This window comes from Pseudonocardia hydrocarbonoxydans (genome assembly GCF_006539565.1).
GTDB lineage: Bacteria > Actinomycetota > Actinomycetes > Mycobacteriales > Pseudonocardiaceae > Pseudonocardia > Pseudonocardia hydrocarbonoxydans.
Window position 1 is genome coordinate 65,246 of sequence record NZ_BJNG01000015.1, and the last position, 13,799, is coordinate 79,044.

14 protein-coding genes and 1 riboswitch are annotated in these 13,799 nt (G+C 77.1%); of the genes, 12 read left to right on the plus strand and 2 right to left on the minus strand.

Translation table 11 applies throughout. The features are described 5' to 3' along the window. The first annotated feature begins 38 nt into the window (after nucleotides 1–38). From PHY01_RS08630 to PHY01_RS08640, 3 genes are read left to right on the plus strand one after another with little or no spacing between them, the layout of a single operon-like run. Nucleotides 39–641: a TetR/AcrR family transcriptional regulator gene (locus tag PHY01_RS08630; RefSeq protein ID WP_141278027.1), complete on the plus strand. Its 603-nt coding sequence runs from the start codon at nucleotides 39–41 to the stop codon at nucleotides 639–641. Nucleotides 642–645: 4 nt separating this feature from the next. Then, the gene (locus PHY01_RS08635; RefSeq protein ID WP_141278028.1) at nucleotides 646–2,079 is read left to right on the plus strand and encodes a vWA domain-containing protein; all 1,434 of its coding nucleotides are present in this window, start codon (nucleotides 646–648) and stop codon (nucleotides 2,077–2,079) included. A gap of 47 nt (nucleotides 2,080–2,126) precedes the next feature. Next, the gene (locus PHY01_RS08640) at nucleotides 2,127–3,638 is read left to right on the plus strand and encodes a M28 family peptidase (protein ID WP_141278029.1); all 1,512 of its coding nucleotides are present in this window, start codon (nucleotides 2,127–2,129) and stop codon (nucleotides 3,636–3,638) included. Between the two features lie 16 nt (nucleotides 3,639–3,654). On the opposite strand, the gene PHY01_RS08645 is transcribed toward PHY01_RS08640, so the two are convergent. Continuing rightward, complete coding sequence (locus PHY01_RS08645) at nucleotides 3,655–4,113, minus strand: DUF6578 domain-containing protein (protein ID WP_141278030.1); 459 nt, start codon at nucleotides 4,111–4,113, stop codon at nucleotides 3,655–3,657. Nucleotides 4,114–4,187: 74 nt separating this feature from the next. On the opposite strand from PHY01_RS08645, the gene PHY01_RS08650 reads away from it, so the two are divergent. From PHY01_RS08650 to PHY01_RS08690, 9 genes are all read left to right on the plus strand, one after another. Next, nucleotides 4,188–4,793 carry an alpha-ketoglutarate-dependent dioxygenase AlkB gene (locus PHY01_RS08650; RefSeq protein WP_246085785.1) on the plus strand — a complete coding sequence of 202 codons (606 nt, stop codon included), beginning with the start codon at nucleotides 4,188–4,190 and terminating at the stop codon, nucleotides 4,791–4,793. 13 nt (nucleotides 4,794–4,806) lie between these two features. Next, nucleotides 4,807–5,397, plus strand: coding sequence for a nicotinate-nucleotide adenylyltransferase (gene nadD / locus PHY01_RS08655; protein WP_141278032.1), 591 nt, complete (start codon nucleotides 4,807–4,809; stop codon nucleotides 5,395–5,397). Between the two features lie 7 nt (nucleotides 5,398–5,404). Further along, nucleotides 5,405–6,223: an ATP-binding protein gene (locus tag PHY01_RS08660; protein WP_141278033.1), complete on the plus strand. Its 819-nt coding sequence runs from the start codon at nucleotides 5,405–5,407 to the stop codon at nucleotides 6,221–6,223. Between the two features lie 110 nt (nucleotides 6,224–6,333). Beyond that, the gene (gene rsfS, locus PHY01_RS08665; protein ID WP_141278034.1) at nucleotides 6,334–6,723 is read left to right on the plus strand and encodes a ribosome silencing factor; all 390 of its coding nucleotides are present in this window, start codon (nucleotides 6,334–6,336) and stop codon (nucleotides 6,721–6,723) included. Then, complete coding sequence (locus PHY01_RS08670) at nucleotides 6,720–7,346, plus strand: histidine phosphatase family protein (RefSeq protein WP_141278035.1); 627 nt, start codon at nucleotides 6,720–6,722, stop codon at nucleotides 7,344–7,346. The genes rsfS and PHY01_RS08670 overlap by 4 nt, the downstream gene beginning before the upstream one ends. Next, nucleotides 7,343–8,074, plus strand: coding sequence for a diglucosylglycerate octanoyltransferase (gene octT / locus PHY01_RS08675; RefSeq protein ID WP_141278036.1), 732 nt, complete (start codon nucleotides 7,343–7,345; stop codon nucleotides 8,072–8,074). The genes PHY01_RS08670 and octT overlap by 4 nt, the downstream gene beginning before the upstream one ends. Before the next feature lie 9 nt (nucleotides 8,075–8,083). Then, the gene (locus PHY01_RS08680; protein ID WP_141278037.1) at nucleotides 8,084–8,959 is read left to right on the plus strand and encodes a DegV family protein; all 876 of its coding nucleotides are present in this window, start codon (nucleotides 8,084–8,086) and stop codon (nucleotides 8,957–8,959) included. A 144-nt stretch (nucleotides 8,960–9,103) separates the two neighbouring features. Then, nucleotides 9,104–9,976 (plus strand): ComEA family DNA-binding protein, encoded by an 873-nt coding sequence (locus PHY01_RS08685; RefSeq protein WP_370467345.1) that lies wholly within the window; start codon nucleotides 9,104–9,106, stop codon nucleotides 9,974–9,976. Further along, nucleotides 9,973–12,420 carry a ComEC/Rec2 family competence protein gene (locus tag PHY01_RS08690; protein WP_141278038.1) on the plus strand — a complete coding sequence of 816 codons (2,448 nt, stop codon included), beginning with the start codon at nucleotides 9,973–9,975 and terminating at the stop codon, nucleotides 12,418–12,420. The genes PHY01_RS08685 and PHY01_RS08690 overlap by 4 nt, the downstream gene beginning before the upstream one ends. On the opposite strand, the gene thrC is transcribed toward PHY01_RS08690, so the two are convergent. Continuing rightward, nucleotides 12,326–13,594: a threonine synthase gene (gene thrC, locus PHY01_RS08695; RefSeq protein WP_141278039.1), complete on the minus strand. Its 1,269-nt coding sequence runs from the start codon at nucleotides 13,592–13,594 to the stop codon at nucleotides 12,326–12,328. The two genes, PHY01_RS08690 and thrC, sit on opposite strands and share 95 nt — an antisense overlap. Before the next feature lie 8 nt (nucleotides 13,595–13,602). Then, a riboswitch (SAM riboswitch) is annotated at nucleotides 13,603–13,726 on the minus strand. Nucleotides 13,727–13,799 lie beyond the last annotated feature (73 nt).

Consider the following 13,799-nt stretch of genomic DNA (forward strand, 5'->3'; position numbering starts at 1 on the left):
AGGTGCGCCGCGGCCGTGCCGGGCGTCAGGATGGGCGCGTGACGGAGGAGGCAGGGGCCCGCGAGCGGATACTGGCCGCGGCCGAGGAGCTGTTCGCCCGCGACGGGTTCGACGCCACACCCACCTCCCGCATCGCGGAGCGGGCCGGGGTCCCGAAGGGGCTCGTGCACTACTACTTCCGCCGCAAGCCCGACCTGCTCGCCGCGCTCGTCGAGCACCTGCCCGCCGACACCGTCGACCCGGCGCAGGTGGTGGTGGTCGGCGACGTCGCGGCGAGCCTGCACCGCCTCGTCGACGCCCTGGACCGGGCGCTGGACGCCTCTGCCGTGCTCTCGCACCTGCTCTGGCGCGAGGCCGACACGCACCCGGCGGTGCTCGCCGAGCTGGAGGTGCGCTTCGACCGGCTGGTCGCGCTGATCGGGGACGTCGTCGCCGCGGCCCGTCCCGCCGGAGCCCCGCCCGCCGACGTCGACAGCGCCGCGCGGCTGCTCGCCTCGGCCGTCAGCCACCGGCACGCCGTCGCCCGGCACGCCGACGACGGGCAGGAGACCATGCACCGCGAGCTGCGGTTCCTCGCGGCCGCGCTGGCCGCCGGGGCGGGCGCCCGGCCTGGCCCCCGGCCCGCAGCCGGGGCAGGATGACGGGATGGACACCGCGGTGCGCGTGGCGCACGACCACGGCCTGCCCGGCCACCTGGTCGACTTCGTGGCCGCGCTGCGCCGGCACGGCGTGTCCGTCGGGCCGGGGGAGACCGTCGACGCCGCGCGCGTGCTCGGCGCGCTCGACCTGATGTACCGCGAGCACCTGCGCGAGGGGCTCGCCGCCGCGCTGCTGCGCCGCTCGGGGCAGCGCCAGGCGTTCGACACGCTGTTCGAGCTGTACTTCCCGGCCGCGCTGGGCGCGGGCACCGGGGAGGTGGAGGTGCCGCGCGTCGACGACAGCGAGGACGGCCCGGTCGACGTCGACGCGCTGCGCGACGTCCTGGCCGACCTGCTGCGCGACGGCGACACCGACGCGCTCGCCGAGCTCGCGCGCGCCGTCGTCGACGCGCTGGGCAACTCCGGCGCCCGGGGTCAGGGCATCCGGGGCGCGGGCGGGCAGCCCAGCTGGTCGGCCTACCAGGCGCTGCGGATGCTCTCGCCGGAGACGCTGCTGGCCCGGATCCTCGACGAGCTGCGCGCCGGCGGCGACGTCGGCGGCGCCTTCGCCGACGAGGTGCTGCGCCGCGAGATCCGCGACCGCATCGCCGCGTTCCGGAAGATGATCACCGACGAGGTGCGCCGTCGCACGGCGGAGACGCGCGGGCGCGAGCAGGTGGCGCGCACGGCGGTGCCCAAGCAGGCCGAGCAGGTGGAGTTCCTCTCCGCCCACGCCGAGCAGCTCGCCGCGCTGCGCCGCACCGTGCACCCGCTGGCCCGGCGGCTGGCCTCGCGGCTCGCGGTCCGCCGCAGGCACGCGCGGCGGGGCACCCTCGACATGCGCCGCACGCTGCGCCGCTCGATGTCCACCGGTGGCGTGCCGATGCGCCCGGCGTTCCGCACCCGCCGTCCCGGCCGCCCGGAGCTGGTGGTGCTCTGCGACGTCTCCGGGTCCGTCGCCGGGTTCAGCCACTTCACGTTGCTGCTGGTCCAGGCGCTGCGCGAGCAGTTCTCCAAGGTGCGGGTGTTCGCCTTCGTCGAGCGCGCCGACGAGGTCACGCACCTGTTCGAGCCCGGGGCGGAGCTGTCCGGGGTCATGGCGCGGGTCCTGCGCGAGGCCGAGCTCGTCGCCTTCGACGGCCACAGCGACTACGGCAGCTCGCTGGGCGGCTTCGCCGAGCACTGGGGCGAGGCGATCACCTCGAAGACGTCGCTGCTGATCCTCGGCGACGCCCGCACCAACTACCGCGACCCCAACCTCACCGTGCTGCGGCGGCTGGTCGGGGCCGCGCGGCACGCGCACTGGCTCAACCCCGAGCCGAGGCGCCAGTGGGGCAGCGGCGACTCCGCCGCGCTGCGCTACGCCGACGTCGTCCCCATGCACGAGTGCCGCACGGCGGCCCAGCTCGCCGCGGTCGTGGAGGCCCTGCTCCCGGTCTGATGATCCGGATTTGACGGCCCGGACCCCGGTCGGCAGGGTCGCCCCCCATGGGTATCCGGGCGACCTCGATCGCCGTGACCGCGCTCGTCGGGCTCACCGCGTCGGTGGTGGCGATCGTCGCGTCCGAGCCGGGCTGCGACGCCGCCGCGCCCGCCGACGCCGCGGCCCTCGTCGGGTGCGTCACCGTCGAGGACGTGCGCGCGCACCAGCGGGCACTGCAGGACGTCGCCGACGCCCACGGCGGCACCCGCGCGTCCGGCACGCCCGGCTACGACGCCTCGGTCGCCTACGTCGCCGAGCAGGCCCGCGCGGCCGGGCTCACCGTCACCACGCAGGACTTCGAGTTCCCGTTCTTCGAGGTGCGCGGCGAGTCGCTGGCCCGCGACGGGCAGGAGTACGTACCCGGCACCGACTTCGCGACGATGGCCTTCTCCGGCAGTGGCGACGCGAGCGGCACCGCGGTGCCCGTCGATCTCCAGCTGCCGCCCGCGGGGTCGTCCACCAGCGGCTGCGAGCCCGAGGACTTCGACGACTTCCCCGACGGCGCGGTGGCCCTGCTGCAGCGCGGCACCTGCCCGTTCGGGGTCAAGGCGGCCAACGCGGCGGACGCGGGCGCGAGCGGGGCGGTGATCGTCAACGCCGGGGACACGCCGGAGACCACCGGCGTGCTGCAGGGCACCCTCGGTGCGCCCGCCGCGATCCCGGTCGTCGGCGCCGCGTCCGCACTCGCCGACGAGCTGGACGGCGCCGAGGTGACGCTGTCGACCGACACCGTCAGCGAGACCCGCTCGTCGACCACCGTGTTCGCCGAGACCACCGGCGGCTCGGGCGAGGGCGTGCTGATGGTCGGCGCCCACCTGGACTCGGTGCCCGAGGGCCCCGGCATCAACGACAACGGCAGCGGCACCGGCGCGGTCCTCGCCGTCGCGCAGCGGATGGCCGCCGCGTCGACGGAGCGGACGGTGCGGTTCGCCTGGTGGGGCGCGGAGGAGCTGGGGCTGCTCGGCGCCGCCGACTACGTCGCGACCCTGCCCGCCGCGGAGGCGCGACGCATCGAGGCCTACCTCAACTTCGACATGGTCGGCTCGCCCAACCCGGTGCGCTTCGTCTACGACGGCGACGACTCCGACGCCGTCGGCGCCCCGGCGGGCCCGGACGGCTCCGCCGCGATCGAGGACGTCTTCGAGGCCTTCTACGCCGCCCGCGGGCTGGCCTACGAGGGCACCGACTTCGACGGCCGCTCCGACTACGGACCGTTCATCGAGGCCGGCATCCCGGCCGGTGGCCTGTTCACCGGGGCGGAGGACGTCAAGTCGCCGGAGCAGGCGCGGACCTTCGGCGGGGAGGCCGGCAGCGCCTACGACCCCTGCTACCACGCGGCCTGCGACACCTACGACAACGTCGACGTCGGCGTGCTCGACGAGAACACCGACGCCGTCGCCCACGCCACCTTCACGCTGGCGAGCGGCCCGCTGGTCGCCACCGGCGGCCCCGCGGGCCCGCCCGGTTCCGGCGACGGCGGGCTCGCCCCGCACGACCACGGTCCCGCCCGCTCCTGAACCCGCTGCGCGGGGCTCAGTACCGGACGTCGAGCTCGACGAGGAACCCCGCACCGGCGGGGTCGTCGGTCGAGGACCGCACCGGGACCGGTTCCGTGCCGCGGCGCACGACCCGGATCGTGCGCACCCACCCCGGCGTCGACGGGCCGGTCGCGCCGAACCCGCCGTGCCGGTCCTCGGCGAGCAGGCCGACCGGGTGCCGGGCCGCGGCGGGGTCGGCGCCGGGCAGCAGGACGGACAGGTCGCCCTCCCCGGCGACGACGACCTCCCCGCCGTCGCCCGCCGGCACGGTGCCGCGGTCGGGCAGGTCCGCGGTCCAGCCGGGCAGGTGCGGACCGAGCAGCGGGGCGAGGAACGCCCGGTCGGCGGGGCCGAGGGTCCACGACACCCGGTCGCCGACGCCGAACGCCGCACCGCAGCAGGCGTACTGCCACTCGTCCACCCACACCGGGACGGTGAGCCGGTTCCGCGTCACGGACGCGAGGGTAGGCGCAGCCCCCGGACAATTCGTGGTCGAACCCATGTTCGATGTCGGGTAGCGTGGAGCGGGTGGATCTGGCCTGGCAGCCCTCGCTCCTCGACGGGCCCGTCGTCGAGGTCGACGCCGGGTTCCACGGCCTGCGCCGCCACGCGCTGTCCCGCGGGGCCTGGGTCGACCACGCGCCCGGCTGGTGCCACGGGGCCGACGCGCTGTTCGCCGAGCTGCTGTCCGGTACCCCGTGGGGGCCGCAGCGGCAGGTCCGGATGTACGACCGGGTGCTTCCCGAGCCGCGGCTGACGCACCGCTGGGCGGCCGCCGACGCCCCGGACCCGCTGCGCGCGATGGCCGGGCGGCTGGGGGAGCGCTACGGCGTCGCGTTCACCCAGATCGGGGTCAACCTCTACCGCGACGGCTCCGACGCCGTCGCCTGGCACGGCGACCGGGTGGCCCGCGAGATGCGCTGCGCGACCGTGGCGCTGGTGTCCCTCGGTGCGGTCCGGCCGTTCCGGCTGCGGCCCCACGGCGGCGGGGCGTCGGTCGGGTTCCTGCCCGGGCCGGGCGACCTGCTGGTCATGGGCGGCACCTGCCAGCGCACCTGGCAGCACGCCGTCCCGCGGTCCGCGGGTGCCGGCCCGCGGATCAGCATCCAGTTCCGGCACGCCCACCTGCGCTGATTACCCTGCGACGGTGCAGCGGAAGATCGGTGTGATGGGCGGGACGTTCGACCCGATCCACCACGGCCACCTGGTGGCCGCCAGCGAGGTCGCCGACCGGTTCGGCCTCGACGAGGTCGTCTTCGTGCCCACCGGCCAGCCGTGGCAGAAGGACGGGCGCCCGGTCAGCGCGCCGGAGGAGCGGTACCTGATGACGGTGGTCGCCACCGCGTCCAACCCGCGGTTCACCGTGAGCCGCGTCGACATCGACCGCGGCGGCCCCACCTACACCAAGGACACGCTCACCGACCTGCACGCGGCGATGCCCGACGCGTCGCTGTTCTTCATCACCGGCGCGGACGCGCTCGGCGCGATCCTGTCCTGGCGCGACGTCGAGGACCTGTTCGCCCTCGCGCACTTCGTCGGCGTCACGCGCCCCGGCTACGCGCTGGAGGACGACCACCTGCCCGACGGTTCGGTGAGCCTCGTCGAGGTGCCCGCGATGGCCATCTCGTCGACCGACTGCCGGCGCCGCGTCGCGGAGGGGCACCCGGTCTGGTACCTGGTACCCGACGGTGTGGTGCAGTACATCGCGAAGCGCAGGCTCTACCGGGAGAAGGGGTGAGACGCAGGTGACCAGGCCAGGGGGAGCGGTGATCGGGGCCGCGGCGGGGATCGCGAAGCTCGCCGCGGAGGCGGGCCGCGACGCGATCGGCGCCGTCACCGAGGCACGCGGGAAGCGGTTCCCGCTGGTCGTGGTGACGGGCGCCGCGGGATCGGGCAAGACGGTGCTGGCCCAGCACCTGCAGCGCGCGCGGCTGCGCAGCTACACGCCGTCGGCGGCGCGCTCGGAGCAGGAGGAGCACATCGACCAGCCGCTCTGGCGCGGCCGGGGCGTGCGGTTCCGGGTCGTGCCCGGCCACGGCGAGGGCGGGGTGCGGTACGCGTCGCTGGCGCGGCTGCTGCACACCGAGCCCGTCGTGGGCGTGGTGCACGTCGTCGCCAACGGCTTCCGCAGCCGCCGCGACGACGGTGCCGAGCCGGCCACCGCGGCGCTCTCGCTCGACGATCTGCTGGCCCAGCACCGGATGCAGGAGCAGGCCGAGCTGGAGGAGACGCTCACCCACCTCAAGATGGCGATCTCCGCGCACCGCCGCCCCCGCTGGCTGGTGCTGGCGCTGGCCAAGAGCGACCTCTACGCCCCCGAGCTGCCCGAGCTGGCGGCCACGCACGGGCCCGGCGGGTCGTCGCCGACCGCGCAGAGCATCGACGCGCTGCGTTCCTTCGTCGGCACCGGCGGTCTGCGCTGGGAGTCGCTGCCCGTCGCGACCTGGCTGGAGGACTACCGCTGGCGCGACGAGGTGCGGCCCACCGGCATGGACACCGCACAGCGCGACGAGCTGCTCCGGGTGTTCCGCGAGCGGATCTCCGCGCTCGTCGGCCACGTCTGACGCCCGCGGCCCCGTCGACGGCGCCTCCCAGGCGGGTCCCGGGGTCCCGGGCCCGCCTGGGACACTGGAGGCCTAGGCCGGGTGGGACCACCCGCAGGAGAGGGGACCGGGTGACCGCCACCGACCAGGCGCTCGACATGGCCCGCGTGGCCGTGGCCGCCGCCGCCGACAAGCTCGCGCAGGACATCGTCGTGCTCGACGTGTCCGAGCAGCTCGTGATCACCGACTGCTTCGTCATCGCCTCGGCGCCCAACGAGCGGCAGGTGCAGGCGATCGTCGACGAGGTCGAGGAGAAGCTGCGGCTCCACGGCGCCAAGCCCACCCGCCGCGAGGGCACGCGCGAGGGCCGCTGGGTGCTGCTGGACTTCGTCGACGTCGTGGTGCACGTCCAGCACACCGAGGAGCGCGGCTTCTACGGGCTCGACCGGCTGTGGAAGGACTGCCCGCGGATCGAGTTCGCGGAGGCGGCCGGCCCGCCGCCGGCCGCCGGGTCGGAGTGACCCTGCGCCAGCTCGTGCTCCTGCGGCACGGGCAGACCGACCACAACGCCACCGGGCGGATGCAGGGCCACCACGACTCGCACCTCACCGCGGAGGGGTTCGCCCAGGCCGCCGTCGTGGCCCCCGAGGTCGCCCGGCTCAAGCCCGCGCGGCTGATCAGCTCCGACCTGCGGCGCGCCGCCGACACCGCCGCGGTCGTGGCGTCCGCGTGCGGGGTGTCGGTCGAGATCGACCCCCGGCTGCGCGAGACCCACCTGGGCGAGTGGCAGGGCCGCACCGTCCCCGAGATCGAGGCGCGCTGGCCCGGCGCGATCGCCGTCTGGCGCCAGGACCCGAACTGGGCGCCGCCGGGTGGCGAGTCGCGGATCGAGGTCGTGCGCCGCTCCACCCCCGTCGTCGACGAGCTCGACGACGCGATGGCCGACGGCTCGGAGTCCTCGACGGCGGTGCTGGTCGCGCACGGCGGGATGATCGCCGGGCTGGTGTGCGGGCTGCTCGCGATGCCGATCGAGGCGTGGCCCGCGATCGGGGGCATCGGCAACTGCCGCTGGGCCGCGCTCGCCCGCCGTGCCGACCACCCGCGCTGGCGCCTGGTCGGCTACAACGTGGGCACCGAGGGGTGACCGGACCGCGGCTGCTGGTGTTCGGCGACTCGCTGAGCTTCCACGGCCCGCGCCGCGCCGAGCCCGCCGACGAGCCGCGCCTGTGGCCCAACGTGGCCGCGGCCGCGCTCGGCGGCCGCGCCGACCTCGTCGCCGGCATCGGGTGGACGGCGAGGCACGCCTGGCACGCGCTGATCTCCGACCCGCGCGTGTGGACGCTGCTGCCGCACGCCGACGCGCTGGTGCTCGGCGTCGGCGGCATGGACACCCTGCCCTCCCCGCTGCCGACGGCGCTGCGCGAGCTGATCCCCGTGCTGCGCCCCGACTCCCTGCGCCGCCGCGTCCGTGCGGGCTACCTGCGGGCCCAGCCGCGGCTGGCCCAGGCCTTCGCCCGCACGCTGCCCGGCGGCGGCCCGGTCGCGCTGCCGCCGCGGCTCACCGTGTCCTACCTGGAGCGGTGCCGGGAGGCCGTGCTCGCGATCCGCCCCGGCATCCCGGTCGTCGCCGCGGTGCCCCCGGTGCACCGCGCCGCCGTCTACGGCCCCGTGCACCCCGGCCGCGCCGCCGCGGAGCGTGCGATCCGGGCGTGGGCCGCGCCCGCCGGGGTGGAGCTGCTGGACCTGCGGGCCCTGGTCGGCGACCACGTTCTGGGCGGTCACGGCAACCCCGACGGCATGCACTGGGGGTGGGAAGCCCACGCCGCGGTCGGCCGGGCCTGCGCGGACGCCGTCCGGCCCCGTGTGGCCTAGTGTCCGGTGGTGTCCGTTTCCCGCCCGACCGCCGTGGTGACCGACTCCACCGCCTACCTCCCGCCCGGCGTGGCGGTGCAACGCGGTGTCCGGGTGGTGCCGCTGGAGGTTCGGCTCGGCGCCCGCAGCGGCCGTGAGGGCATCGACATCGACACCGCCGCGCTGTCCGCGGCGCTGGCCGACCACCGCGTCGACGTGCAGACCTCCCGCCCCACCCCGGCCCAGTTCGCCGCCTGCTACCGCGAGGCCCTCGACGCGGGCGCGCGGTCGGTGGTGTCGGTGCACCTGTCGCGTGAGCTGTCGGGCACCTGGGAGGCGGCGCGGATCGCGGCCGAGGAGGTCGGCGCCGACCGCGTCCGCGTCGTCGACTCCCGGGCGGCGGCGATGGGCCTGGGCTACGCGGTACTGGCCGCCGTCGACGCCGCGGAGGCCGGGCGGTCCGGGGCGGAGGTCGAGGCCGCCGCGGCCGACGTCGCCGCGCGGTGCCGGGTGTTCTTCTCCGTCGACACCCTCGACCGGCTCCGCCGCGGCGGCCGCATCGGCGCGGCGGCCGCGTTCCTGGGCACCGCGCTCGCCGTCAAGCCGTTGCTGCACGTCGTCCAGGGCCGGATCGTTCCGCTGGAGAAGGTGCGGACGACGGCCCGCGCGGCGCAGCGGCTCGTCGACCTGGCGGTGCGGGCGGCCGGGGACGGGCCCGTCGACCTGGCGGTGCACCACCTCGGCGCCGCCGCCCGCGCCGAGGAGGTGGCGGCGCGGCTGCGGGAGCGGGTGCCGGCCGTCGCCCGGCTGCTGGTCTCGGAGGTCGGTGCCGTGATCGGTGCGCACGTGGGGCTCGGGGTGCTGGGCGTGGTCGTGGTGCCCCAGCGGACGCCGCCGGGCGCCTGACCGCCGGCCGCGGCGGCGGCCATCCTGCCACGCGAGAGTGACGGTCCGGCGCCCGTGGGCGCGGGTTGTGCACCTCGCGCGCCGGGCGTCCACAGCCTGCAGACTCGCCGCTCCGACCGGCCCCGGCGGACCTAGCGTCGGGGCGTGGCCAGACGCGAACCCTCCGCCGGCCGGTTGGCCGCGGCGCTCGCGACCCCGGGCCGTCCCGAGCGCATGCCGCCGGCGGGTGCCTGGCCGCCGGTGCTCCGGGAGCCGCCCGGGCCGGACCCCGATCCCGACCCGCCGACCGTGCCGCTGCCGATCGTCGCCCCGGTCGCGCCGGGCGCTCCGGTCGCGCCGGGCGAGCGACCCGGCCTGCGGGCCCGGGCCGTCGCCGCCGTGCTGCCCGCGGCCTGGCGGGGGGCGCGGATCGACCCGGGGCGACCGGGCGCGACGGCGCTGGCGCTGGTCGCGGCGCTGGCCGCGGTGGTCGCCGCCGTCGGGGTGTGGCTGGACCGGCCGCGGGCCGAGCCGGTGGCGGCGCTGCCCGCGGTCGTGGTCACCGACCCGACCGGGGCCGCCACGCCCACCCGGCCCGACGAGCCCGTCCCGGCCGGGCCGCTGGTGCTCAGCGTGTCGGGGAAGGTCGCGCGGCCGGGTCTGATCGAGCTGCCCGACGGCTCCCGCGTCGCCGACGCCCTGGAGGCCGCCGGCGGAGCGCTGCCCGGCACCGACCTGTCCGCGCTCAACCTGGCCCGCCGCGTCGTCGACGGCGAGCAGATCGCCGTCGGGGTGCCGGCCGCGCCGGACGCCGCGCCCGCGGGCGGCCCGGCCGCGGCGGCGGGCGGCCCGGTCGACCTCAACACCGCCACCGAGGCCCAGCTCGACGCGCTGCCCGGCGTCGGGCCCGTCACCGCGGCGCGGATCCTGGAGTGGCGCGAGCGCAACGGGCGGTTCACCCGCGTCGAGCAGCTGCGCGAGATCGAGGGGATCGGGGAGCGACGGTTCGCCCAGCTCCGCGACCTGGTGGCGGTGTGAGCACCCCCGAGCCCCCGGGCCGCCCGCCCGACCTGCGGCTGGTGCCCGCGGCGCTCGCCGCGTGGGCGGCCGTGCTGGTCGGGCTGGGTCTCGGTCCCGTGGCGGCGTCGGTGGTGGCCGGGTTCGCCGCCGCGGCCGCGCTGGTCGGGGCGCTGCGCCGGTCGCCGGTGCTGCTCGCCGCCGCGGCGTGCGCGGCCGCGGCCGGCCTCGTCGTCGCCGCGCACGGCGTGCACGTGGCCCAGCACCCGCTGCGCGCGGCGGCGGAGGCCGGGGCGGCGGCGACGCTGCGGGTGGTCGCCACCGACGACCCGCGACGCATCCGGGCGGCGGTGCCCGGTGCCGCGCAGGTGCTCGTCGAGGCCGGGCTGGTGCACGCCGAGGCGGCCGGGAGCGGCTGGCGCACCGGCGGCCGGGTGCTGCTGATCGCACCCGCCGACGGCTGGGCGGGCCTGCTGCCGGGCCAGGAGCTCACCGCGCAGGGTCTGCTCGCCCCGGCCGGGCGCAGCGACCTCACCGTCGCCGTGCTGCGCGTGCGGGGCGCGCCCGCCGCGGTGGCGGCGCCGCCCTGGTGGCAGACCGGGGCCGGGGTGCTGCGCGCGGGCCTCCGCGACGCCGCCGCGGTGCTCCCGGCCGCGCCCGGCGGCCTGCTGCCCGGCCTCGCGGTGGGCGACACGACCCGGCTGCCCACCGAGGTCGAGGACGACTTCCGGGCCTCCGGGCTCACCCACCTCACGGCGGTGTCCGGGGCCAACCTCGCCATCGTGGCGGGCGCGGTGCTCGCACTGGCGCGCCTGGCCCGGTCCGACCCGCGGTGGGCGGCTCTGGCCGGCGGGGCGGCGGTGCTCGGGTTCGTCGTGCTGGCCCGGCCCTCACCGAGCGTGGTGCGGGCCGCGGCGATGGGGGCGGTGGTGCTGCTGGCGCTCGCGCTGGGCCGCGGCCGGTCGGCGGTGCCCGCGCTCGCCGTCGCGGTGCTGGTGCTGGTGCTGGCCGACCCCGCCCTCGCCGTCGACCCCGGGTTCGCGTTGTCGGTACTGGCCACCGGCGCCCTCGTGCTCGTCGCCCCCGGGTGGGCGGCCGGGCTGCGCCGCCGGGGGGCGCCGAGGTGGGCCGCGGAGGCGCTCGTCGTGCCCGCGGCGGCCTTCCTGGCCACCGCCCCGGTGATCGCGGGGCTGTCCGGGCAGGTCGCGCCGGTCGCGGTGCTGGCCAACCTGCTCGCGGTGCCGGCCGTCGCGCCCGCGACGGTGCTGGGGGTGCTGGCCGCGCTGGTCTCGCCTCTCAGCCCCGTGGCGGCCCAGGTCTGCGCGTGGCTGGCCTGGCCCGCCGTGGCCTGGCTGGTGGAGGTCGCCGACCGGTCCGCCGCGGTGCCCGACGCCGCCCTGCCCTGGCCCGACGGTGTGCCGGGCGGGCTGCTGCTCACCCTCGTGCTCGCCGTGCTCGTGCTGTGCTGGCGGGCCCGCCGGGGGCGGGCGCTGCTGGTGGCGGTGCTGCTGGGGCTCGCGCTGGTGCTGGTGCCGACCCGGGTCGTGCCTCCGGGCTGGCCACCCGCGGACTGGACGGTGGTGGCCTGCGACGTCGGCCAGGGCGACGCGATCGTGCTGGCCACCGGGGATCCGGGCCGGGCGGTGCTCGTCGACGCGGGCCCCGACACCGGCCCCGTCGACGCCTGCCTCGACCGTCTCGGGGTGCGCAGCCTCGCGCTGGTGGTGCTGAGCCACCTGCACGCCGACCACATCGGCGGCCTCGACGGCGCGCTGCGCGGGCGCTCCGCGGGCGGCGTGGCCGTCGGCCCGGTGCGCGTCCCCGACGGCGGGCTCGCCGCCGTGGCGCGGGTGACGGCGGGGCGCGGCGTGCCGGTCGTGGCACTGGCCGCCGGGCAGCGCCTGGAGTGGCCCGGCCTCGCGCTCGACGTCCTGGGTCCGCGCGAGCCGGACCCGGCGCCCGACCCCGACGACGGCACCGCGGTCAACGACGGGTCGCTGGTGCTGCGTGCCACCACCCCGGGCGGCACGGTGCTGCTCAGCGGCGACATCGAGCTGGCCGCCCAGGCCGACCTCGTGTCGTCGGGGGTCGACCTGCGGGCCGACGTGCTGAAGATGCCGCACCACGGCAGCCGCTACACCAGCGTGGAGTTCCTCAACGCCGTCGCCCCGCGCGCGGTGCTGGTCAGCGTCGGGCTGGGCAACACCTACCGGCACCCCGACCCCGGGCTCGTCGGCGGGCTGGAACGCGCCGGGGTCGTGGTGGCCCGCACCGACCGCTCGGGCGACGTCGCCGTGCTCGTCACCGACGAGCTGGTCCACCGCGGCGACCCGCTGCCGGCCCGGCGTCGCCGGGCCGGCGGGCCGGGCCTCAGCGGCCGGCGAGGGCCTCGCGCACCGCCGCGCTCGTGGAGGGCACGGTGGCGGTCGGGCCGATGTGGCCGGCCACGGCGTCGAGGGTCTTGAGGCCGTCGCCGGTGATCAGCAGGACGGTCTCGGCGTCGGGGTCGAGCTTGCCCTCGGCGAGGAGCTTGCGGGTGGTGGCCACGGTGACCCCGCCCGCGGTCTCGGCGAACACGCCCTCGGTGCGGGCGAGCAGCCGGATGCCCTCCACGACCTCCTCGTCGCTGACGTGCCCGACCGCGCCGCCGGTGCGGCGCACCGCGTCGAGGACGTAGGGGCCGTCGGCGGGGTTGCCGATCGCGAGCGAGCGGGCGATGGTGTCCGGCCGCACCGGCTGGATCCAGTCGTGACCGTCGTCGAACGCCTTCGCCACGGGCGAGCAGCCGGTGGCCTGGGCGCCGAACACCGCGTAGGGGGTGGGCTCCACGAGCCCGAGGGAGCCGAACTCCTGGAAGCCCTTGTCGACCTTCGTCAGCTGCGACCCCGACGCCACCGGCACCACGATCTGCTCGGGCAGCCGCCAGCCCAGCTGCTCGGCCACCTCGTAGCCCAGCGTCTTGGAGCCCTCGGCGTAGTAGGGCCGCACGTTGACGTTGACGAACGCCCAGTCCTCGTGCTCGGCGGCGAGCTCGGTGGCCAGCCGGTTGACGTCGTCGTAGTTGCCGTCGACGGCGAGCAGCGTGCCGTCGTACACGGCGGTGGTGAGGACCTTGGCCTGCTCCAGCGACTTCGGGATCAGGACCACGGAGTCCCATCCGGCGCGCGCCGCGGCGGCGGCCACGGCGTTCGCGAGGTTGCCGGTGGAGGGGCAGCACAGCACGGTGAAGCCGAGCTCGCGGGCGGCGGCCAGCGCCACGGCCACGACGCGGTCCTTGAACGAGTGCGTCGGGTTGCCGGTGTCGTCCTTGACCCACAGGTTGCGGATGCCCAGTGCGGCGCCCAGGCGGTCGGCCTTGATCAGGCGGGTGAGGCCGGGCTCGGTGTTGGGGTGCTCCTGCACCGTCGACGGCACGGGCAGCAGGCTGCGGTAGCGCCAGATGGAACGGGGGCCGGCCTCGATGGAGGCGCGGGTGACGTCACCGAACTCGTAGGCGATCTCGAGGGGGCCGAAGCACTGGGGGCACGCGAACTCGGCGGCGAGCGGGATCTGGTGGCCGCACTCCCGACAGGACAGGGCGCGCGCGGGCCCCAGGTCGAACGTGGAGGTGGGCGTGGTGACGTCGGCAAGCAGCGTCATTGAAGAACTCCTCATCTTCCCCGCGACATGCGGGTCGGAATTGGCACCGTGATCGAGCACGCGCTCAGAAGACGTGTCTCGCCGGTTGCCGGGGCTTCAACGGGCCGTTCCCTCTGCCCCTCTGGATGAGCCATGTTCAGTTGTGGCCTCGACGGTACGACACCGGAGTGCCGATCCCAAGTCCTGTCCGGCATCTGGGAGCCGG